We start from the raw sequence: 21,969 nt of genomic DNA, 5'->3' as shown, positions 1-21,969 counted from the left end.
TCTTCATGCCGCACGTTCCAGACAACTACCTTGGCGTGTGGCAACGACGCCTGATCAAATTCCAGTCGGGGCGCGTCGACAGCGAAACGGCTGTGTACTGGCTGCAAACACCGCGCTTGTTTGCCGATCTGCGCATCCCGCCTGCCCCGCTTCCGGCCTTGCCGCTGGAGCAACAGAATCACGCTGACCTGCTGACCCTGAGCGAGCAAAAAGGCTTCGCCGGCGTGACCCAGGTCGACGGCGACATTTGCCAGTGGCATCGCAAACTCGACTACCAGCCGGTCAGCACCGAAGAAGACATCGGACGCATGCATTTCGAAACCAGCGAACGCCTGATCGAAACCGCTCTGGACGACAGTTACTACGAGATCTGGGAGCGGTTGCCGGACTCTCGCGGCACTTGTCGCGGCCAGTGGCTGCAGGCGGTTGATGATCCAACACGCGTTGCCTGCCTGGTGCTGGCCGGCGACTACTTTTTGTTCGCCGCCAGCCGCGCGGTCGCGCTCAATCCCGGCGGCCATTTGCGTGAACACATCAATACGGCAACCGCCCCGCAACAGCTTGCCTGCGAACTCTCTTTCGGTCGCCACCATGCCGGGCAAACCCCGTGGCACATCGACTATTCGACACTGCCCATGCTGACCGGGCAACCACTGTTACCGGCAGACATCGATCCAAACGCCGGCGAGATATTCCGCGACCCACGCCTGTTGTCTTCACTCGGCTCCTACGCGCCCGCCGCCGGTTGGCGCTGCGCGCCGGAGCCCTGAGAGCCGAACGCAGAGCGTCCGTAGAGGCATTCCCACGCAGAGCGTGGGAACGATCAGGGCTTAAACCATTCGGGGTTGTTGTTTGCGCACCCGCTTACAACTTGGCGATCGACACTTCGGTGGATTTCACAAACGCGATCACTTCGCTGCCGACCACCAGTTCCAGCTCTTTCACCGAGCGAGTGGTGATCACCGAGGTGACGATGCCGGAAGCGGTCTGTACGTCGATTTCCGACAGCACGTCGCCGAGTACGATTTCCTTGATGGAGCCTTTGAACTGGTTGCGAACGTTGATGGCTTTGATCGTCATGATGTTGATTCCTGTCGTTGGATAAGGCTTGAGTTATTGAGCCCAGCGCAATTGCGTGGGCAATGGTGAAACAGGTTCCGGTGCCGGCGGTTCGCCGGGCAACGCCAGCACGCGATTGAGGACTTCGGTTTCCAGCGCCGCCAGCCGATGGGAGCCACGAACCCGAGGGCGCGGCAACTCAACGTGGAGGTCGAGGCCGACTTCGCCCTCTTCGATCAGGATCACCCGGTCGGCAATCGCCACCGCTTCACTGACGTCGTGGGTGACCAGTAACACAGTGAAACCGTGCTTCTGCCAGAGCCGTTCGATCAGCTGCTGCATTTCAATTCGGGTCAGGGCATCCAGCGCGCCCAGCGGTTCGTCGAGCAACAGCAAACGCGGTTGGTGAATCAGCGCGCGGGCCAGGGCCACGCGTTGCTTCTGGCCGCCGGACAAGGCGGCCGGCCATTCATTGGCGCGATCAGCCAGGCCCACCGACTCCAACGCTTCCAGCGCTTGCGCACGCCAGTTGCCCTTGAGCCCGAGGCCGACGTTGTCGATAACCTTTTTCCATGGCAGCAAGCGCGCTTCCTGAAACATCAATCGAGTGTCTTCCCGCGCCGCACTCAGGGGCGCGGAGCCCGCGCGCAGTTCACCGCCCGTGGGTTTGTCGAGACCGGCGAGCAAGCGCAGCAAGGTGCTTTTGCCGCAACCGCTACGACCGACCACGGCGACAAACTGACCCGCCGGGATGTGCAGATCGATCTCGCGCAAAACCTGTCGTGCACCAAACGTCTTCTGCAGTTTGCGCACTGCCAGCGGAATCCCGCGCAGCAGGCGTGGAGGTTGTTGAGCCGTCATGCCGCACCTCCTTTGACAACCTGATAGGCCGGGTGCCAGCGCAACCACACGCGTTCAAGCCCACGGGCCGCGAGGTCGGCGAGTTTGCCGAGCACCGCGTACAACAGAATCGCCAGGACCACCACGTCGGTCTGCAAGAACTCCCGGGCATTCATCGCCAGGTAGCCGATGCCGGAGCTGGCGGAAATGGTTTCCGCGACGATCAACGTCAGCCACATGAAGCCCAGCGCGAACCGCACGCCGACCAGAATCGAAGGCAGCGCGCCCGGCAGGATCACCTGACGGAACAGGCTGAAACCGGACAAGCCATAACTGCGGGACATTTCCACCAGCGCCGGATCGACGTTGCGAATGCCGTGATAAGTGTTGAGGTAGATCGGGAACAACGTGCCCAACGCCACCAGGAAAATCTTCGCCGACTCATCGATGCCAAACCACAGGATCACCAGTGGAATCAGCGCCAGGTGCGGCACGTTGCGGATCATCTGCACCGAACTGTCGAGCAGCCGTTCGCCCCATTTCGACAGGCCAGTGATGAAGCCCAAAGCCAGGCCGATGCTGCCGCCGATGGCGAAGCCCAGCGCTGCGCGCCAGCCGCTGATCGCCAGGTGCGTCCAGATTTCACCGCTGCGCACCAGGCTGACGCCGGCTTCGATGACGGCGATGGGTGCCGGCAAAATCCGTGTCGACAACCAGCCCGCCGACACCGACAACTGCCACACCGCCAGCAGCAACACCGGCAACGCCCATGGCGCGAGGGTATGGATAAGTTTCTTCATGGCGCGCCTCAGCTCTGCGAGGCGGCTTTGGGGAGGATGTCGTTGGCGACCATCTCGCCAAACGGGCTGACGTAACCGGCGCTTTTCGGCAGTTCCGGACGCTCGATATCGAGGTGCGGGAACAGCAATTCGGCGACACGGTACGACTCTTCCAGGTGTGGGTAACCGGAGAAGATGAACGTGTCGATGCCCAGGTCCGCGTATTCCTTCACGCGGGCGGCCACGGTCGGGCCGTCGCCCACTAATGCCGTACCGGCACCGCCACGCACCAGGCCGACACCCGCCCACAGGTTGGGGCTGACTTCCAGGTTGTCACGGCTGCCGCCATGCAGGGCGGCCATGCGTTGCTGGCCGACCGAGTCGAAGCGCGCCAGAGAAGCCTGGGCGCGGGCGATGGTGTCGTCGTCCAGATGAGAGATCAGCCGATCCGCCGCTTGCCAGGCTTCGGCATTGGTTTCACGAACGATCACATGCAAGCGAATGCCGAAGCGCACGGTGCGCCCGAGCTTCGCGGCTTTGGCGCGCACTTGTTCGATCTTCTCGGCAACGGCGGCCGGCGGTTCGCCCCAGGTCAAAACCATTTCAACCTGCTCGGCTGCCAGATCCTGCGCCGCTTCCGAAGAACCGCCGAAATACAGCGGCGGACGCGGTTGCTGGATCGGCGGGTAGAGCAACTTCGCGCCTTTCACGCTGATGTGCTGACCGTCATAATCGACGGTTTCGCCTTCCAGCACGCGGCGCCAGATGCGGGTGAATTCCACCGAGGCTTGATAGCGTTCTTCGTGAGTCAGGAACAAACCGTCGCCGGCCAATTCTTCCGGATCACCGCCGGTTACCAGATTGAACAAGGCACGGCCGCCGGACAGGCGATCCAGCGTCGCAGCCTGACGCGCGGCCACCGTCGGGGAAATGATCCCGGGGCGCAGGGCGACGAGGAATTTCAAACGCTGGGTCACCGGGATCAGCGACGCGGCCACCAGCCACGAATCTTCGCAAGAACGCCCGGTAGGAATCAGCACCCCGCCGAAGCCCAGCCGATCCGCCGCTTGCGCGACTTGTTGCAGATAACCGTGGTCGACGGCGCGAGCGCCTTCGGCGGTACCAAGGTAATGGCCGTCGCCGTGGGTAGGCAGGAACCAGAAGATATTGAGGCTCATTGGAGTGGTCTCCTTGGGGATTCGAATTACTGAGCGTTGGCAACGGCCGCCGGAGGCGTCCAGATCACGTCTTTGATGCTCAGTGGCTTTGGAATCAGCTTGAGCTGATAGAAGGTATCGGCGATTTTCTGTTGCGCGGCGACCACGTCTGGCGTGATGAACAGTGCGCCGAAACCTTGGCGCTTCATCGAAGTGAGGGTGATGTCGGCGGGCAGGCCGAGCAGCGGCGAGACTTGTTGGGTCACCTCGACGGGATTGGCCTTGGACCATTCACCGACCGCGCGCACTTCTTCCACGAGGGTCTTGATTACCTGCGGATTTTTCTGCGCATAAGGTTTGGTCGCGAGGTAGAACTGATGGTTGTCGACGATGCCTTGGCCATCACGCAGGGTGCGCGCCTGCAACTGTTGTTCGGCGGCGGCCTGGTACGGATCCCAGATCACCCAGGCATCGACGCTGCCACGTTCGAACGCGGCGCGGGCATCGGCCGGCGGCAGGAAGACGGTCTGGATGTCGGTGTATTTGAGGCCGGCATCTTCCAATGCGCGGACCAGCAGGTAGTGAACGTTGGAGCCTTTGTTCAGGACGACTTTCTTGCCCTTGAGGTCCAGCACCGATTTGATCGGCGAGTCCTTCGGCACCAGGATCGCTTCGCTGTGAGGCGCGGGTGGTTCGTAGGCGACGTAGAGCAGATCGGCGCCGGCGGCTTGAGCGAATACCGGTGGCGTTTCACCCGTCACGCCGAAGTCGATGGAGCCGACGTTCAGCCCTTCGAGCAATTGCGGGCCGCCGGGGAATTCAGTCCATTGCACGTCCACGCCTTGGGCGGCGAGGCGTTTTTCCAATGTACCTTTGGCTTTGAGCAGCACCAGGGTGCCGTATTTTTGATAGCCGATTCGAAGCGTCTCGGCTTGAGCTTGAGTAATGGCGCCGAAGGTGACAGCCGCAGCAAACAGAGCGACCAGACCACGACGCAAAATGACAGTGCGCATGGCGCTCTCCTTTTTGCAGTTGGGTTTTGGCTGCACCTGCTTGGCCGTTGGCGGCTGAGTAAGGTGAGTACTTCAATTTCAGGTGTGGCTTGAGTGCTGGCTTAAATGCTCCAGCGAGCACTCAACAAACGTTCATTCAACAGGTTCGGATCGATCGGCTTGGGCCGTCGGGCCATGGCGCTGAAAAACAGTTCCAGCGATTCATTCAGTCGTTCTTCCAGTTCCGGTGCCAACTGCGCCTGGGCGCTGCCTTCGCCATAAGCGATCTGGCTGTCTACGGCGAAAATCCCGTGGAGCATCTCCTGGGCTTTCAACGCCGACAGCACCGGTTTGAGCGCGTAGTCCACCGCCAACATGTGCGCGATGCTGCCGCCGGTGGCCATTGGCAATACCACTTTGTGGGCCAGGGCACGCTCGGGCAGCAGGTCCAATACAGTTTTCAGTGCGCCGGAGAACGACGCTTTGTAGACCGGCGTGGCGATCAGCAGGCCATCGGCGTTTTCAATCTGTTGCAGCAGGTCGATCACCTTCGGGCTGTCGAAGCGCGCATGCAGCAAATCCTCGGCCGGGAAGTCCCGCACCTGATAACTCACCACTTCCACACCTTGCTCCTGCAACCAGCGTTGAGAGCGTGCCAGCAGCACCCCGGAACGGGAGCGTTGGCTAGGACTGCCACCGATTGAGACAACCAACATTCAGACGATTCCTTGAACGGTGTGGGCGATTCGCGGCTTGCGATCTCGCTTTGATGGAAGTGACCTTAACAGGTGATTGTTATATCCATAAATCATATTTATTCATTTGGTTATTCCTTGCAGATCTATAAGGAATGTCTTTTCCCAGGCAAAAAAACAGGCCGTATAAACGGCCTGAAATCCCCTGCTTTGTGGTAATCGTTCCCACGCTCTGCGTGGGAACGAGAGTCAGCTGAGTTATCTGTTCGGTTGTGGCGTCAGTCGCAGGTACGGCTTCACCGCGCGATAGCCCTTGGGAAAGCGTTTGTTGATTTCGTCTTCGTCCTTGAGCGACGGCACGATCACCACTTCATCACCGTCCTGCCAATTGGCCGGGGTGGCTACCTTGTAGTTGTCGGTGAGTTGCAGCGAGTCGATCACCCGCAGAATTTCATGGAAGTTACGGCCGGTGCTCGCCGGGTAGGTGATGGTCAGCCGAACCTTTTTGTTCGGGTCGATCACGAACAGCGAACGCACGGTCAGGGTGTCGTTGGCGTTCGGGTGGATCAGGTCGTAGAGGTCCGAGACCTTGCGGTCGGCGTCGGCAAGGATCGGGAAGTTGACGAGGGTGTTCTGGGTTTCGTTGATGTCTTCGATCCACTTGTGGTGCGAGTCCACCGGGTCCACGGACAGGGCAATGGCTTTCACGCCGCGTTGGGCAAACTCGTCCTTGAGCTTGGCAGTGAAGCCCAACTCGGTGGTGCACACCGGGGTGAAGTCCGCCGGGTGGGAAAACAGCACGCCCCAGCTATCGCCCAGCCATTCGTGGAAACGGAGGGTGCCGGCGCTGGAATCCTGTTCAAAGTCGGGGGCGATATCGCCCAGTCTGAGGCTCATGGTGCTGCTCCTGGTGAGTGCTTGTTGAGGGCAACTGTGCCTGTATTTCTTATTCATTAAAAAGAATAAATATCGATTTATTTAGATCATTAATGAATATTAAAAAACTGTTCACTGGACCTCGGCAGCGGTCAGGACGACTATCGCCCTCAAGGTTCGAGAAGGCCTTGAGTTGCTGCACAAAGAGGGAAATTTCGAGGAGGGTTTACGGGGGTGAGCCTGACTTGAAAACGCAAAAGCCCCGCCCGGCGAGATGCCGGGCGGGGCTTTTTTTTACTTCAGTTACGCGAGCGCTATTACAACAGCGGGATCGAGTAGCTGACGATCAGGCGGTTTTCGTCCTGGTCGCGTTGGCCCGGGATGTTGGTGCGCCATGTAGCGTTTTTCCACATCAGGCCAACGTTTTTCAACGGGCCTTCCGGTACGACGTAACCAACGGTCAGGTCACGTTCCCATTCGGAGCTGCCAGTGCTTGCTGGGGAACGGGTATCGATGTCGTCGCCATGCAAGTAAACCATGCCGGCGGTCAAGCCAGGCACGCCAACCTTGGCGAAGTCATACGAGTAGCGTGCCTGCCAGGTACGTTCGCCGGCACGGGCGAACTTGGCGATCTGGCTGTCGGTAGTCAGGTAAGCCGACGAGCCGTCACCCTGGTTCAACCAAGGGAAGTCGCTGCTGCCGTTGCTGACCTGATAACCGCCGCCGAAGGTGTGACCGGCAACGGTGTACAGGAACAGGCCGCTGTACAGGTTGTTGTCGACCTTGCCTTTACCGTTGACGGTGCTGTTGTAGTTACCGCTGCTGTAATAGGTCGGAGTGTTGCTATTGAGACCGTCATCGGAGCTGTTGAAATAACGCAGGTCAGATTTCAACACACCTGGACCGATCGCCCAGTTGTGTACCAGACCCAGGAAGTGTTGCTTGTAGAAGTCTTCCAGATTGCCGTAGTAGTACTGGGCAGTCAGGTCTTTGGTGATCTTGTAGTCGCCGCCACCGTAGATGAACTTGTTGCTGTCACGGCCGGAAGCAGTACGACCATTAGCACCAGCGATCGACAACTCTTCGTTGTTGCTGGAGTTACGGCCCTTGACGTGCTCGATCTGGCCACCGACCAGTGTCAGGTCCTTGATCTCGTTCGAAGTGATCTGGCCGCCCTGGAAGGTTTGCGGCAGCAGACGGCCGTCGTTGGTCACGATCACTGGCAGTTTTGGCTGCAGGGTGCCCAATTTCAGTTCGGTCTGGGAAATCTTGGCTTTGGCAGTCAGGCCCAGGCTGGAGAAGTTATCAACTGCTTCGCCGTTGGACTTGCTGGGAAAAACAGTACCACCATAAGAACCATAGTTCGTGGCAGTTGCAGGGCTCGCACCATTAGTGCCACCGCCCGAATCCAGACGCACGCCCAACAGACCGATAGCGTCAATACCGAAGCCTACGGTGCCTTGGGTGTAACCGGAGATGAAGCGCAGATCGAAGCCTTGGCCCCATTCTTCGTTCTTCTTCTGTGCACCGGCAGCTTTGGTACCCGAATCACGGTTATCGTTATTGATGTAGAAGTTACGCAGCCCCAAAGTAGCTTTGCTGTCTTCGATGAAACCGGCGGCGCCTGCCTGCTGCGCCACAACCCCTACGGCCACAGCCAGGGCCAAGGTGGACTTGTTCATTTGTTTCGCTCCTCTCGTTTCTAATTTTTAGGTCCTGGGTCGAATGCCCTGGATCCTGAAAGCTCGGTGAGTACCAGACCGTATAACTACGGCGATGGTCTGACCCTGTGATTTTGGCCCGCATAATAAACACAAAAAGAATTATTTCATCTTTTTTCATGCCATTCAGGAATATGGCTTCGCGCTATTACGCTGAGTCGGGACACAAGGTATCGGCTCCTGTGCCACTCACTTTAGGCGTTTATCATAAAAGCTAAAAAGAATAATAAATTACTGATTAATTGCTATTTGGAATATACAAACCCACAAAAAAGCCTCGCTTGCCAGCGAGGCTTTTCCGGATGGTTTTTAGAGGAAGCTGTAGGTGTAGTTGAAGATCAGACGGGTCTGGTCCTTGTCGGCAATGCCAGCAGCGTCGCCACGGTAGACGCCATGACGCACCGTTGCGCCCAAGCCTTTGAGCGCGCCTTGCTGAATGGTGTAGTCCACCCGCATGTCGCGCTCCCACTCGGACGCATCGCTGCCACCGGTTGCGGATTTGATGTTTTCGCCCTTCAGGTAAGCCACGGAGGCTTTCAGACCCGGCACACCCGCAGCGGCGAAATCGTAGCTGTATTGACCGAAGGTGGTGTTTTCACCGGCACGGACAAAACCGTTGATCATGGCATCGGTGAACAGGTAGAAGCTCGCGCCTCCGTTGGCTTCCGGACGGCCATTGCTGTCGACCACGTTGCCCTGGTTCAGGTAGACGAAACCGCCGTCATCATTGACGCGTTGGTGACCAAGCAGGAAAGCGTTGCCACCCAGGGTGTAGGTGAACATGGCGCTCCAGGTCTTGTTATCGACCTCGCCTGGCGTCTTGGCGAAACCACCGTTGTTGTTGAAGCGGTAACCGGGATCGCCGTTCTTGCCATCGGAGCCGCTGTCAAAATAGCGCAGGTCCGTCTTGAAGGACTGTTTGGCGTCGATCGGAAAAACGTGAATCAAGCCAAGGAAGTCCTGCTTGTAGTAATCCTTCAGATTCGAGTGGTAGTACTGCAGGGTGAGGTCCTTGGTGACCTTCCAGTCAGCACCGGCGTAGCGGAACTGGTTGCTGTCCTGAGTACCGCCAGCCACGGCCAGGCCGGTGGAGTTTGAAGAAGCGCGACCTGCCGAGTGCTCCAACTGACCCGCGTTGAGGGTCACGTTGTCGATTTCCTTCGAGGTGAGGGTGCCACCGTCAAAGGTCTGTGGCAGCAGACGGCTGTCGTTCGCAACCAGGATCGGCATGTTCGGTTGCAGCGCGCCACCCAGGTGGGCTTCGGTCTTCGAGAAGCGGGCCTTGACGTTGGCTGCCGCGCGGCTCCACTCGTGCACGGCCGAACCATCGGTGTCGCTTGGGAAGAACGTGTTGTTGTTGGCTGGGTGGTGACCTTTGCCGCCGTCCAGATGGATACCCACAAGGGCCTGGGCGTCGATACCGAAACCGACCGTCCCTTGGGTGAAACCGGACAGATAATCGAACTTGAGGCCTTCACCGCTCTCTCTCTGATCCGAGCCACCGGCATCACGGTTATCGTCGTTGAAATACATGGTGCGGGAACTGACGGAAGCCTTGCTGTCTTCCAGGAAACCGGCGGCGCCTGCCTGCTGCGCCAAAACCCCTACAGCCACGGCCAGAGCCAAGGTGGACTTGTTCATTGTTTCGCTCCTCTCGTTTCTAATTCTTGTGTTCCTGGTCCTGGGTCGTTCGCCCGGGCTCCTAAGATCCGCGATTAGCGCCAGACCGTGACTCACAAGTCAATCGTAACTTTGTGTGTCTACGACCATGGTCTAACCCCTCTATAAATTCCTTCCTTTCCGGGCCTTAAACCCAAAAAGAATCACCCCGTTCTTTTTCATACTGTTCAGGAATTTAGCTCCGAACTCTCCCTTGAGTCGGGACACGGTCACCGACTCATAAGCTAATTCCTAAATGGTATTTATTAGCCTTTTTTTAGATCGATTAGCTTGATGCCACACACGATCAATCCCTATCGAAAGGCAGCGCCATGACGACCAAACGCGCACTATCCGGTCCAGTTGTTACAGTTTGTGTATCGCTATTAATTTCCGTCAGCGCTCAGGCGGCGAACCTCACGATCGGTTATCAAACCGGCATCGACCCCAGCAAAGTCCCCCAGGCAGACGGACTGTACGAGAAAACCCTGGGTCAGAAAATTGACTGGCGTCGTTTCAATAGCGGCCCGGAAGTGGTTACAGCCATCGCTTCCGGCGACGTACAGATTGGCAACCTCGGCTCCAGTCCGTTGGCTGCCGCCGCTTCGCGCAATCTGCCAATCGTTGCGTTCATTGTTTCCGCCCAGATCAACGCCGCTGAAGCACTGGTGGTACGCAACGGCAGCGGTATTGATAAACCGGAAAATCTGATCGGAAAGACCATCGCCACACCCTTCGTTTCAACCTCCCATTACAGTTTGCTGGGTGCGTTGAAGCACTGGGTCCTGGATGCCTCAAAAGTCAAAGTGGTGAATTTACAGCCAGCGGAAATTGCGGCGGCGTGGAAGCGCGGTGATATCGATGGGGCGTTTGTCTGGTCGCCGGCGCTGGGGGAAATTCGCAAGACTGGCAAGACCTTGACCGACGCGGCACAGGTCGGCCAATGGGGAGCACCGACCTTCGAGGTCTGGGTCGCGCGCAAGGATTACGCCGAGAAGCACCCAGAGGTTGTGGCCAGATTCGCCAAGGTCACGCTGGACTCTTTCGCCGACTATGCCGCGCATAAGGACAGCTGGACTGCCGACTCGGTACCGGTGCAAAAAATCGCCAAACTGACCGGTGCCAATGCTGTGGATGTGCCGGAGTTGCTGGCCGGTTCCACGTTCCCGGACGCTAAGGCTCAACAGACCGCTGCGTTGCTGAACGGCGGCACGGCCAAGGCGATTGGCGAGACGGCGAAGTTCTTGAAGGAACAGGGGAAGGTCGAGACGGTGCTGCCGGATTATTCGCCGTATGTCAGTGCGAAGTTTGTCACTGAGTAACATGCAGAACCTGTGGCGAGGGAGCTTGCTCCCGCTGGAGGCCGAAGGACTCCCTGTATCAGCAATACGGTTCTGTCAGGCACACCGCATTGACCGGTTTTTGGGGCCGCTTCGCAACCCAGCGGGGGCAAGCCCCCTCGCCACAGAGTCACAGGGTTTTTTCGAAGATCTTCGAATTACGCTGGTAGTTGTACAGCGACGCACGCGCTGATGGCAGACGCTCAACACTGCTCGGCACAAACCCACGCTCGCGAAACCAGTGAGCGGTGCGGGTCGTCAGTACGAACAGGGTTTTCAGCCCCTGCGCCCGGGCGCGGGTTTCGATGCGCTCCAGCAGCTCATCTCCACGACCGCCATGGCGATACTCCGGGTTCACCGCCAGACACGCCAACTCCCCCGCATCCGAATCAGCAATCTGATACAGCGCCGCACACGCGATGATCATGCCTTCGCGCTCGACCACGCTGAACTGCTCGATCTCACGCTCCAGCACCTCGCGGGAACGCCGCACCAGAATGCCCTGCTCTTCCAACGGGCTGATCAAATCCAGCAAACCACCGACGTCTTCGATGGCCGCTTCGCGGACAATCTCGAATTGCTCCTGGGCCACCAGCGTACCGCCACCGTCGCGGGTGAACAGTTCGGTCAGCAGCGCGCCGTCTTCGGCGTAGCTGACGATATGACTGCGCGCCACACCACCGCGGCAGGCCTCGGCGGCCGCATCCAACAGCTCTGCTTGATAGTTGCTGCCCAGTCGCTGCAAATGCGCCGGCACCTGTTGCGGACGCAGCTCACGAACCAGGCGACCGTTTTCATCGATCAGGCCGAGGTCGGCGCCGAACAACAGCAGCTTGTCTGCCCCCAGATCAATGGCCGCGCGGGTGGCGACGTCTTCGCAGGCGAGGTTGAAAATTTCACCGGTCGGCGAGTAACCCAGCGGCGACAGCAGCACGATGGAACGCTCATCCAGCAGGCGATTGATGCCCTTGCGGTCGACCCGACGCACTTCGCCGGTGTGGTGATAGTCGACACCTTCCAGCACGCCAATCGGCCGCGCCGTCACCAGGTTGCCGCTGGCCACCCGCAAACGCGAGCCCTGCATTGGCGATGAAGCCATGTCCATCGAAAGCCGCGCTTCAATGGCAATACGCAGCTGGCCTACCGCATCGATCACACATTCCAGCGTTGCGGCATCGGTGATGCGCATGCCGTGGTGGTAATGCGGGGTCAGGCCGCGTGCAGCGAGGCGGGTTTCAATTTGCGGACGGGAGCCGTGAACCAGCACCAGCCGCACGCCCAGACTGTGCAACAGCACCAGGTCGTGGACGATATTGCCGAAGTTCGGGTGCTCCACGCCATCGCCGGGCAGCATGACGACGAACGTGCAATCACGGTGGGCGTTGATGTAAGGCGAAGCGTGACGAAGCCAATTAACGTATTCGGGCATGAACCTGGGCCTGTAATAAATAGCAGCCAAAAAATGGGCGAAACAGAAAACGCACAGCGGGCTGATGGTTATCGTCGGAACAGGCTTGGCGACACGCGCGCTCTCCTCATGAATACGGGTTGGGACACCGGCAATTTACGAGGCTTGCCAGCCGTGACACAGCCCCTGTGGGAGTGAGCCTGCTCGCGATAGCGGAATGTCAGTCGATACTGAAGTATCTGACACACCGCTATCGCGAGCAGGCTCATTCCCACAGGGATCTCGCTCAACCGACTGGCATTGGCGTTTTGGCCGGTGTCAGGCAGTAATGTTCAATCAGTTGACGTAATAGATGCACCGTAGGCTGCAAACGTGACATTTCGAGGTATTCCCCCGGTTGGTGCGCACAGGCGATGTCGCCAGGGCCGAGCACCAGGGTTTCGCAGCCAAGACGCTGAAGATAAGGCGCTTCGGTGCCGAACGCTACTGCTTCGGCACGATGGCCGGTGAGCTTTTCCGCGACACGGACCAATTCGGCGTCCTCGGCCTGCTCGAACGGCGGCACTTCGGGGAACAGTGGCGCGTAATCGATCTTCACCTGATGCCACTCGGCAATGGGCTTGAGCTTCTGCAGAATCTGCGCACGCAGGGCATTGGGGTCCATGCCCGGCAATGGACGCAGATCGAATTCCAGCGAGCACTGGCCGCAAATACGGTTGGGATTATCGCCGCCATGGATGCAGCCGAAATTCAGGGTCGGCGTCGGCACGCTGAACTGTGGATTACGGAACTCACGCTGCCACGCCAATCGCAAACCGCGCAGTTCACCGATGGCATCGTGCATGGCTTCGAGGGCGCTGTGACCCAGTCGCGGATCCGAGGAGTGGCCGCTCTGACCGAGGATGTCGATGCGCTCCATCATGATGCCTTTGTGCATGCGGATCGGCTTGAGCCCGGTCGGCTCGCCGATCACCGCCGCACGACCGAGCGGCCGCCCGGCTTCGGCCAGGGCGCGAGCGCCGGACATCGAGCTTTCTTCATCGCAGGTGGCGAGGATCAGCAGCGGTTGCTTGAACGGCTGATCGAGCAGCGGTATGACGGCCTCGATGGCCAGCGCGAAAAAGCCCTTCATGTCGCAACTGCCCAGCCCGACCCAGCGGCCGTCGACTTCGGTCAGTTTCAGCGGATCGGTCTGCCACAGCGCACCATCGAATGGCACGGTGTCGCTGTGACCGGCCAGCACCAGGCCACCGGGGCCGGAGCCGAAACTGGCCAGCAGATTGAATTTGCCGGGGCTGACCTGCTGGATGTCGCAGGCAAAACCCAGATCGCCGAGCCACGTCGCCAGCAAATCAATCACCGGTCGGTTGGATTGATCGAGGCGGGCCTGCGTACAGCTGACGGACGGCGCGGCGATCAGCGCAGCGAACTGATCTTTCATGGACGGCAAAGGCATCGCTGACTCCAACTCCCGATTTGAACTCCATCATAGAACCATCCGGCGACAGGAATAAACCGTCGCGGACCCTATCTCGGAGGAGTCCTGTACACTGCACGACCTTGGCAGCCACACATTTCCCCCGGCTGCGCTCCCGATCCTGGATTTTCCGGCCATGCAGAAAGAAACCGAAATCAAACTCCGCGTCAGCCGAGAAACGCTCGCTGCCCTGCGCGAGCACCCGCTCCTGAAAAAACGCAACAAAAGTGGCTGGGAACGCCGTGAGTTGATGAACCAGTACTTCGACACGCCTGAGCGCGACCTGGCCCGCGCCAAGGTTGCCCTGCGCCTGCGCCGCGATGGCGAAGAAGTGATTCAGACCCTCAAGACCCGCGGCCAGAGCGTCGCCGGTTTGTCCGAGCGTAACGAATACGACTGGAACCTGCCCAAAGCCAAGCTCGACGTGAAGAAACTCGACGGCGAATGCTGGCCTGAAGAATTGGCCGAGCTGGACAAGAAAACCCTCAAGCCGATCTTCACCACCGATTTCGTCCGCGAACGCGCGGAAATCGCCTGGGGCCGTGGCAAGACCAAAGTGGTGATTGAAGCCGCACTGGACCTGGGACATGTGATCGTGGGCAAGCAGAAAGAAGAAATCTGCGAGCTGGAACTGGAACTGCGCGAAGGCGAGCCGGCCGCACTGCTGGAACTGGCCGCCGAACTGGCCGCGACCCTGGCCCTGATGCCATGTGACATCAGCAAGGCCGAGCGCGGTTATCGCTTGTACGACGCCAACAGCTATTCGTTGAGCCTGCCGGCGCCGCAGATCACCGCCGAAATGCCGCTGGACGACGCTTTTGCCGCGCTGAGCTGGCACTTGCTGAGCAGCAGCCAGCGCCTGGCCGAGCAGTATCGCTTCAATGGCCACTGGCGCCTGTTGCAGGACTGGGTCGAAAACCTGGCTGAATTGCGCGCGCTGCTGAGCAGCCTGGGCCAAGCCGCGCCACGTCAGTCAACGCACGATCTGCGCGTCGCGCTGGACGCCTTGCTCGAAGACTGGCGTCCGCTGGTACAGGCCGGTATCGATGACGAAGACGTGCGCAAAGCCGCGCCGGAGCAGTTCCTCGAAGAACTGGAAGATCCGCGCTGGGGCTTGTTCTCGTTGAACACTTCGCGCTGGTTGCTGGCCCGCACCTGGGCTGCCGATCGCAACGTCCGCGGCAATCGCCAGGGCGCTGCGCAATTGGGTAGCTGGCTGCCGCGTCTGCTGGGCGAGGAAGCGACTTCCCTGCAACTGCAGCGTTATCAGCAACAACCGGAAGACCTGGCCGAGCAACTGCCGCGTATCGAGCGCATCCAGGCCTGGCTGCACCACGCCCGCAACGTGCTGGACATCCCGGAAATGGATCGCCTGTACGGTGAGCTGAAACAGCTTGCTCAATTGGCCAACGAGCCGATCACCGATGAATCGCTGGATGCGCGTAAGCAGCAGGCGATTGCGGTGTATCAGAATCGTGCCTGGAAAATGCTGCTGCGCATGTAAATCTCGCGATGATGATCGTTCCCACGCTCTGCGTGGGAATGCCTCAAGGGACGCTCCGCGTCCAGGTGACGCGGAGCGTCACAGGCTGCATTCCCACGCAGGAGCGTGGGAACGATCAGTGTAGGGTCAGCGCAACACCGGCAAACTCGTCGTTGATTTGATCTCCGACAACGCCACAATCGAGTTCACCTCCTGGATCCCCGGCACCATCGACAGCTTCTCGAAGAAGAAGCGCTCATACGCCTCGATGTCCGCCGTCACAATCCGCAGCAAGAAATCCACCGACCCCATCAGCACATAACACTCCAGCACTTCGGGAAAACCGCGAATCGCCTCGGTGAATTCGGTGAAGTTCGATCGCCCGTGAGCGTTGAGTTTGATTTCGGCGAAGATCTGCGTGTTAAGCCCGATTTTCTTCCGGTCAAGCAAGGTCACCTGCCCGCGAATGATCCCCTCCTCCTTCATCCGCTGAATCCGCCGCCAGCACGGCGACTGCGACAGCCCCACCTGTTCGGCAATCTGTGCACTGGAAAGCGAAGCGTCCTCTTGCAGCAACGCGAGAATCTTGCGGTCGTAGCCATCCAACTCGCTATGCATAAAAAAACCTTTAATTGATAACTTACCGAATCGAGCAATTCAAACAATCGCCAATATGCCCAATCATAGATAAGAAATGCCCGGCACCGAATGTAAAAATTCCTCCACCAGTTTGGAGAACGAGCATGCCGCATCTAGAAGCCGTCAACACCCCGCACACCCGCGCCGATGTCTGGAACGTCAGCAACGCCCACTGCCGCGTGCACTATCAACTGTTGGCCGAGGCCGAACCCGACCTGCTGTGCCGGGCGCTCAACCTGTTCGCATTGCAGTGTCTGACGCCGCAACAGGTCAGCGTGCAGCGGACGGACGATCTGTTGTCGATCGCCATCGTGATAGACGGCCTGAGCGGGCATCGCGCCCAGGTGATCGCGGAAAAATTACGTAACCTGATCAGCGTCTGTTCGGTTGATCTGCAAGCGGTTGATTGCATGTGGAATGAACCGGCTCAGGCGGCGGGCTGAAAAAACTCGACACGGCTTCGTCGCGTAGTGGCCCAACGGTCTGCGGGTCCGCGACTATCCTTTGCGAACTGTTGTTCATGAGGAGCCCGCATGTCCGTTCAACTTGCCATTCAGGACCGCTGGCTGGATCTCAATGATTTGCTGCGTGAACTGGTCGCCCAAGGTTTCATCAGCCAGGACTCGGCCGAACACGCGCTCAATGCTCGACGCCGTCACGCTGCCAATGGCCAGATGCACCCGCTGGAATTCATTGCCAGCCAACTGCTGGACGATCTCAGCCGTCCCGGTAAACACCTTGATCTGGAAAGCCTGACCCTGTGGCTGTCGCAACAGGCCGGTCAGCCTTATCTGCGTATCGATCCGCTGAAAATCAACGTTGCAGCGATTACGCCGCTGATGTCCTACGCCTTCGCCCAGCGCCACAAGATTCTGGCGGTGTCCATCGACCGCGACGCGGTGACCGTGGCCAGCGCCCAGCCCTACGTCACCGGTTGGGAAGCCGACCTGACCCATGTGCTGAAGCTGCCGATCAAGCGTGTGGTTGCCAACCCGGTGGATATCCAGCGCTTCAGCGTGGAGTTTTTCCGCCTGGCCAAATCGGTCAGCGGCGCGACCAATGCCGATCAGCAGATGAACACCCTGGGCAATTTCGAGCAGTTGCTCAACCTCGGCGCCAGCGACCAGGAGCCGGACGCCAACGACGCGCACATCGTCAACATCGTCGATTGGCTGTTCCAGTACGCGTTCCAACAACGCGCCAGTGACATCCACATCGAACCCCGGCGCGAACAAGGCACGGTGCGCTTTCGCATCGACGGCGTGCTGCACAACGTCTATCAATTCCCGCCGCAAGTGACCATGGCCATCGTCAGCCGCCTGAAAAGCCTGGGGCGGATGAACGTCGCAGAAAAACGCAAACCCCAGGACGGCCGGGTGAAAACCAAGACCCCGGGCGGTGGCGAAGTCGAGCTGCGGCTGTCGACATTACCCACTGCGTTCGGCGAAAAAATGGTCATGCGGATCTTCGACCCGGAAGTACTGCTCAAGAACTTCGATCAGTTGGGCTTCTCCGCCGATGACTTGCGCCGCTGGCAGGACATGACGAGCCAGCCCAACGGCATCATCCTGGTCACCGGGCCGACCGGTTCCGGCAAGACCACCACGCTGTACACCACCCTGAAGAAACTGGCGACGCCGGAGGTCAACCTCTGCACCATCGAAGACCCGATCGAAATGGTCGAGCCGGCGTTCAACCAGATGCAGGTCCAGCACAACATCGACCTGACCTTCGCCGCCGGTGTGCGCGCGCTGATGCGGCAGGATCCCGACATCATCATGATCGGTGAGATCCGTGATCTGGAAACCGCTGAAATGGCGATCCAGGCTGCGCTCACTGGCCACTTGGTGCTCTCGACGCTGCACACCAACGATGCGCCGAGCGCAATCAGCCGCTTGCTGGAACTGGGCGTGCCGCATTACCTGATCAAAGCCACGGTACTCGGCGTCATGGCCCAGCGCCTGGTCCGCACCTTGTGCCCGCATTGCAAGGCGCCGCTGACCCTGGGTGAAGAAGACTGGCAAACCCTGACGCGGCCCTGGCAGGCACCGTTGCCGCACAACGCACATCGTGCCATCGGTTGCCTTGAATGCCGCGATACCGGTTACCGCGGCCGCGCCGGGGTCTACGAAATCATGCAGCTGACGGACGGCGTCAAAGCGCTGATCAGCCCCGACACCGATTTGCTGGCGGTGCGGCGACAGGCGTTCAAGGAAGGCATGCGCAGCTTGCGATTGTCAGGCGCGCAGAAAGTGGCGGCGGGTTTGACGACGATTGAGGAGGTGTTGCGGGTAACGCCGCAGAGCGAGCAAAAGTAGGCGCGGCCGCTATGGAACTCGATTGGGGAATTGGCAATCAAAGGCCGTAGTTAACCAGTGGAGTCACCCAATATGCGTTTCAAACTTGCTGTCGCTACCATCGCCTTGTTGTCCCTTCCTGTCGGTTCGGCGATGGCTGATAGCTTTTGGCGTAACGTCATCTCATCCGGTGCGACCACCGGTTCGACCTACCTGACGTTCAAGGATCACAAACTGATCGTTGCTGCCCAGGACGATGCCGGCAGCTTTGTCGCCAGCGACGGCGGCATTCGCGGTCCATACCTGGAGGCCGCGATGCAGAAAGTCCGCGCCGACAACCCTGGCCTGCAAGCCACGGACATGGAACTGGCGAACGCGATCCTGGCGAAGAATGCCGTCGCGTCGAATTAAGATTTACCGCTGAACAAAAATGCCGCTCCCATGAGCGGCATTTTTTATGCCTGATACAAAACCCTGTGGGAGCGAGCCTGCTCGCGATAGCGGTAGATCAGTCGAAATCATCCACGACTGTCACACCGCTATCGCGAGCAGGCTCGCTCCCACATTGGGTTTGTGTTGCGCAGCAGATCACCGGTAATCATCCACCGGGACGCAAGCGCAAAACAGGTTCCGATCGCCGTAAACGTTATCGACACGGTTCACCACCGGCCAGTACTTGTGCGCCTTGGTGTGAGCATCCGGTGTCACCGCCTGCTCGATGCTGTAGGACCGTTCCCAAACCCCAGTGATATCCGCCAGGGTATGCGGCGAACGTTTCAGCGGGTTGTCATCGGCTGGCCAGTTGCCGTTCTGCACCTCGGTAATTTCCGCGCGGATACTCAGCATCGCCCCGATAAACCGGTCCAGTTCTGCCTTCGATTCACTTTCGGTCGGTTCCACCATCAACGTCCCCGGTACAGGAAACGACATGGTCGGCGCATGGAAGCCGTAGTCCATCAGCCGCTTGGCGACGTCCTCCTCGCTGATTCCGGTCAGCGTCTTGAGTGGCCGCAGGTCAAGAATGCATTCGTGAGCCACCCGCTCGTTGCGCCCGGTGTAGAGCACCGGAAACGCCCCGGACAAGTGCTGCGCCAGGTAATTCGCGGCGAGGATCGCCACCTCACTGGCATCCGCCAGTTGCGGCCCCATCATCGCGATGTACATCCAGCTGATCGGCAGGATGCTCGCACTGCCCCAAGGCGCCGCACTGACTGCGCCGTTTTGCGCCAGTGGCCCTTCGATCGGCACCACCGGGTGGTTGGCCACGAACGGCGCCAGATGCGCGCGCACACCAATCGGCCCCATGCCCGGCCCGCCGCCACCATGGGGAATGCAGAAAGTCTTGTGCAGGTTCATGTGGGACACGTCGGCACCAATGTCCGCCGGGCGCGCCAGTCCGACCTGCGCGTTAAGGTTGGCGCCATCCATGTACACCTGGCCGCCGTGGCTGTGGATAACTTCGCAGATTTCGCTGATGCCTTCCTCGTATACGCCGTGGGTCGAAGGATACGTCGCCATCAGGCAGGCGAGTTTGTCGCCCGCCTCGGCTGCTTTGCCTTTAAGGTCATCCAGATCAACGTTGCCCGCCTCGTCACACTCGACGATCACCACCCGCATCCCGGCCATCTGCGCCGACGCCGGGTTGGTGCCGTGGGCCGAGGACGGGATCAGGCAAATATCCCGCGCGCCCTCATGACGACTCTCGTGATATTTGCGGATCGCCAGCAACCCGGCGTACTCGCCTTGGGCGCCAGAGTTGGGTTGCATGCAGATCGCGTCGAAACCGGTAATCGCGCAGAGCCAGCGCTCCAGTTCATCGATCATCAGCGAATAACCGACCGCCTGCTCTTTCGGTACAAACGGGTGCAGGTTGGCGAACTGCGGCCACGTGATCGGGATCATCTCGCTGGTGGCATTGAGCTTCATGGTGCAAGAGCCCAGCGGGATCATCGATTGATTGAGCGCCAGGTCCTTGTTCTCCAGCTGCTTGAGGTAGCGCAGCATCTCGGTTTCGCTGTGATGGGCGCTGAACACCGGATGACGCAGATAAGGCGAGGTACGCAGCAGACCGGCAGGAATGCCGGAATCAAGGGTTTCAGCGTCCAGTTCGTCGACGTTGAGCCCATGATCGGAACCGAGGAATACATCAAACAACTTGGCGACGGTGGATTCGTCAGAGGTTTCATCGAGACTCAGCCCCAACTGCCCACGCCCGAGAATGCGCAGGTTGATCTGAGCAGCCTGGGCGCTTTCGATGATTGCGGTCTGAGTACCCCCGACTTCCAGCGTCAGCGTGTCGAAAAAGTGCGTGTTGAGGCGGGTGATGCCGTGGCGCTCCAGGCCAGCGGCGAGGATGCAGGTCAGCCGATGGACGCGTTGGGCAATGCGTTTGAGCCCTTCCGGACCGTGGTAGACCGCATAGAAACTGGCAATGTTGGCCAGCAGTACCTGAGCGGTGCAGATGTTCGAGTTGGCTTTCTCCCGGCGGATATGTTGTTCGCGGGTTTGCAGGGCCATGCGCAAAGCGACGTTGCCGCGAGCATCCTTCGACACGCCGATGATTCGCCCGGGAATCGCCCGTTTGTATTCATCGCGACTGGCAAAAAACGCCGCGTGAGGGCCGCCGTAACCCATGGGCACGCCAAAACGCTGGGAGGAACCGAACACCACGTCGGCGCCCAACTCCCCCGGCGGGGTCAGCAACAGCAGACTCAACAGATCGGTGGCGACACACGCCAGGGCTTGCTGCGCATGCAGATGATCGATCAAGGGACGAAGGTCGCGGATTTCACCGTGGGTATCGGGATATTGCAGGAGCGCGCCGAATACCTGGTGCTGTTTCAAGTTATCCACAGTGTCGATGATCAGCTCGAAGCCGAACCCTTCTGCTCGGGTCTGCACCACGGAAATAGTCTGCGGATGACAGTTTTCGTCGACGAAGAACAGATTGCTTCTGGACTTGGCGACCCGCTTGGCCAATGCCATGGCCTCCGCCGCCGCCGTGGCTTCGTCCAGCAGCGAGGCGTTGGCCAGTTCCAGGCCTGTGAGGTCGATGGTCAATTGCTGGAAGTTCAGCAGCGCTTCGAGCCGGCCCTGGGCGATCTCTGGTTGATAGGGCGTGTACGCGGTGTACCAACCGGGATTTTCCAGCACGTTGCGCACAATGACGGGTGGCGTGAGGGTGCCGTGGTAGCCCATGCCGATCAGGCTGGTCCACACCTGGTTTTGCTCGGCATAACCGCGCAGTTTGGCCAGCGCGGCTTCTTCGTCGAGAGCGGGTGGCAGGTCGAGCGGCCTGTTCAGACGGATTCCTGGCGGCACGGTCTGCTCGATCAACTCGACCCGGCTGCCAAGTCCGAGGCTGTCGAGCATCGCCTGTTGCTCGGCGGCATCGGGCCCGAGGTGACGGCGAAGAAAGGCATTGGGGTCGCGTAACTGGCTCAAGGACGGCAACTGGGACATGACGGGCTCTCTCTTGACTGGCGCTCAACGTCGATGCAACACGGTCAAACCAGCATAGCAGTCGATGTCCCTGTGTCCCTGAAGA

The 21,969-nt window shown here is 59.5% G+C and carries 19 protein-coding genes; 6 read left to right on the top strand and 13 right to left on the bottom strand.

Features of this window, described 5'->3' with window-relative positions; all coding sequences use genetic code 11:
* Positions 1-5 precede the first annotated feature (5 nt).
* On the top strand, positions 6-770 hold the full coding sequence (locus ACQ4OB_RS25230) for a hypothetical protein (protein ID WP_102616107.1): 765 nt from the start codon (positions 6-8) through the stop codon (positions 768-770).
* Between the two features lie 94 nt (positions 771-864).
* Here ACQ4OB_RS25230 and ACQ4OB_RS25225 read toward each other — a convergent pair whose 3' ends face one another.
* The 9 genes from ACQ4OB_RS25225 to ACQ4OB_RS25185 form a co-directional block, all read right to left on the bottom strand.
* Positions 865-1,080, bottom strand: a complete 216-nt coding sequence (locus ACQ4OB_RS25225) for a TOBE domain-containing protein (RefSeq protein WP_003229256.1) — start codon at positions 1,078-1,080, stop codon at positions 865-867.
* A gap of 33 nt (positions 1,081-1,113) precedes the next feature.
* The gene (gene ssuB, locus ACQ4OB_RS25220) at positions 1,114-1,920 is read right to left on the bottom strand and encodes an aliphatic sulfonates ABC transporter ATP-binding protein (RefSeq protein WP_102616108.1); all 807 of its coding nucleotides are present in this window, start codon (positions 1,918-1,920) and stop codon (positions 1,114-1,116) included.
* Positions 1,917-2,699 carry an aliphatic sulfonate ABC transporter permease SsuC gene (gene ssuC, locus ACQ4OB_RS25215; RefSeq protein ID WP_430956676.1) on the bottom strand — a complete coding sequence of 261 codons (783 nt, stop codon included), beginning with the start codon at positions 2,697-2,699 and terminating at the stop codon, positions 1,917-1,919. Before ssuC ends, ssuB begins: the two co-directional genes overlap by 4 nt.
* Positions 2,700-2,707: 8 nt before the next feature.
* The gene (gene ssuD / locus ACQ4OB_RS25210; RefSeq protein ID WP_008026018.1) at positions 2,708-3,856 is read right to left on the bottom strand and encodes an FMNH2-dependent alkanesulfonate monooxygenase; all 1,149 of its coding nucleotides are present in this window, start codon (positions 3,854-3,856) and stop codon (positions 2,708-2,710) included.
* 26 nt (positions 3,857-3,882) lie between these two features.
* A complete protein-coding gene (locus ACQ4OB_RS25205) occupies positions 3,883-4,848 on the bottom strand; it encodes a sulfonate ABC transporter substrate-binding protein (RefSeq protein ID WP_102616110.1) in 966 nt (321 codons plus the stop codon).
* Positions 4,849-4,949: 101 nt separating this feature from the next.
* On the bottom strand, positions 4,950-5,543 hold the full coding sequence (gene ssuE / locus ACQ4OB_RS25200) for an NADPH-dependent FMN reductase (protein WP_430956675.1): 594 nt from the start codon (positions 5,541-5,543) through the stop codon (positions 4,950-4,952).
* 237 nt (positions 5,544-5,780) lie between these two features.
* Entirely contained in the window at positions 5,781-6,419 is a 639-nt protein-coding gene (locus ACQ4OB_RS25195; RefSeq protein ID WP_046053759.1) for a peroxiredoxin, read from the bottom strand.
* A gap of 296 nt (positions 6,420-6,715) precedes the next feature.
* Positions 6,716-8,080: an OprD family porin gene (locus tag ACQ4OB_RS25190; RefSeq protein WP_430956674.1), complete on the bottom strand. Its 1,365-nt coding sequence runs from the start codon at positions 8,078-8,080 to the stop codon at positions 6,716-6,718.
* Positions 8,081-8,428: 348 nt separating this feature from the next.
* Positions 8,429-9,760: an OprD family outer membrane porin gene (locus tag ACQ4OB_RS25185; RefSeq protein WP_430956673.1), complete on the bottom strand. Its 1,332-nt coding sequence runs from the start codon at positions 9,758-9,760 to the stop codon at positions 8,429-8,431.
* A gap of 350 nt (positions 9,761-10,110) precedes the next feature.
* On the opposite strand from ACQ4OB_RS25185, the gene tauA reads away from it, so the two are divergent.
* Positions 10,111-11,100 (top strand): taurine ABC transporter substrate-binding protein, encoded by a 990-nt coding sequence (gene tauA, locus ACQ4OB_RS25180; protein ID WP_430956672.1) that lies wholly within the window; start codon positions 10,111-10,113, stop codon positions 11,098-11,100.
* Positions 11,101-11,248: 148 nt separating this feature from the next.
* On the opposite strand, the gene argA is transcribed toward tauA, so the two are convergent.
* Both argA and argE read right to left on the bottom strand, forming a co-directional pair.
* Positions 11,249-12,547 (bottom strand): amino-acid N-acetyltransferase, encoded by a 1,299-nt coding sequence (gene argA, locus ACQ4OB_RS25175; RefSeq protein WP_074871805.1) that lies wholly within the window; start codon positions 12,545-12,547, stop codon positions 11,249-11,251.
* A 265-nt stretch (positions 12,548-12,812) separates the two neighbouring features.
* Positions 12,813-13,982, bottom strand: coding sequence for an acetylornithine deacetylase (gene argE, locus ACQ4OB_RS25170; RefSeq protein ID WP_074871807.1), 1,170 nt, complete (start codon positions 13,980-13,982; stop codon positions 12,813-12,815).
* Between the two features lie 157 nt (positions 13,983-14,139).
* Here argE and ACQ4OB_RS25165 point away from each other — a divergent pair, with 157 nt between their 5' ends.
* Positions 14,140-15,507, top strand: a complete 1,368-nt coding sequence (locus ACQ4OB_RS25165) for an inorganic triphosphatase (RefSeq protein WP_074871808.1) — start codon at positions 14,140-14,142, stop codon at positions 15,505-15,507.
* A gap of 126 nt (positions 15,508-15,633) precedes the next feature.
* On the opposite strand, the gene ACQ4OB_RS25160 is transcribed toward ACQ4OB_RS25165, so the two are convergent.
* Positions 15,634-16,104 (bottom strand): Lrp/AsnC family transcriptional regulator, encoded by a 471-nt coding sequence (locus tag ACQ4OB_RS25160; protein ID WP_018927598.1) that lies wholly within the window; start codon positions 16,102-16,104, stop codon positions 15,634-15,636.
* A gap of 125 nt (positions 16,105-16,229) precedes the next feature.
* Here ACQ4OB_RS25160 and ACQ4OB_RS25155 point away from each other — a divergent pair, with 125 nt between their 5' ends.
* The 3 genes from ACQ4OB_RS25155 to ACQ4OB_RS25145 all read left to right on the top strand — a co-directional run bounded on the left by ACQ4OB_RS25155 (position 16,230) and on the right by ACQ4OB_RS25145 (position 18,833).
* The gene (locus tag ACQ4OB_RS25155; protein WP_430956671.1) at positions 16,230-16,568 is read left to right on the top strand and encodes a hypothetical protein; all 339 of its coding nucleotides are present in this window, start codon (positions 16,230-16,232) and stop codon (positions 16,566-16,568) included.
* A 90-nt stretch (positions 16,569-16,658) separates the two neighbouring features.
* The gene (locus tag ACQ4OB_RS25150; protein ID WP_074871812.1) at positions 16,659-18,443 is read left to right on the top strand and encodes a GspE/PulE family protein; all 1,785 of its coding nucleotides are present in this window, start codon (positions 16,659-16,661) and stop codon (positions 18,441-18,443) included.
* 72 nt (positions 18,444-18,515) lie between these two features.
* Positions 18,516-18,833, top strand: coding sequence for a DUF2388 domain-containing protein (locus ACQ4OB_RS25145; protein WP_074871813.1), 318 nt, complete (start codon positions 18,516-18,518; stop codon positions 18,831-18,833).
* A gap of 177 nt (positions 18,834-19,010) precedes the next feature.
* Here the strand turns inward: ACQ4OB_RS25145 and gcvP are convergent, their stop codons facing one another.
* Complete coding sequence (gene gcvP / locus ACQ4OB_RS25140; protein WP_430956670.1) at positions 19,011-21,884, bottom strand: aminomethyl-transferring glycine dehydrogenase; 2,874 nt, start codon at positions 21,882-21,884, stop codon at positions 19,011-19,013.
* Positions 21,885-21,969: the final 85 nt, after the last annotated feature.

Origin of the sequence: Pseudomonas sp. ES4, from assembly GCF_050586665.1 — a bacterium.
Lineage (GTDB): Bacteria > Pseudomonadota > Gammaproteobacteria > Pseudomonadales > Pseudomonadaceae > Aquipseudomonas > Aquipseudomonas frederiksbergensis.
The sequence above is the reverse complement of the archived record's forward strand: the minus strand, read 5'-3'. Positions and strand labels throughout refer to the sequence as shown.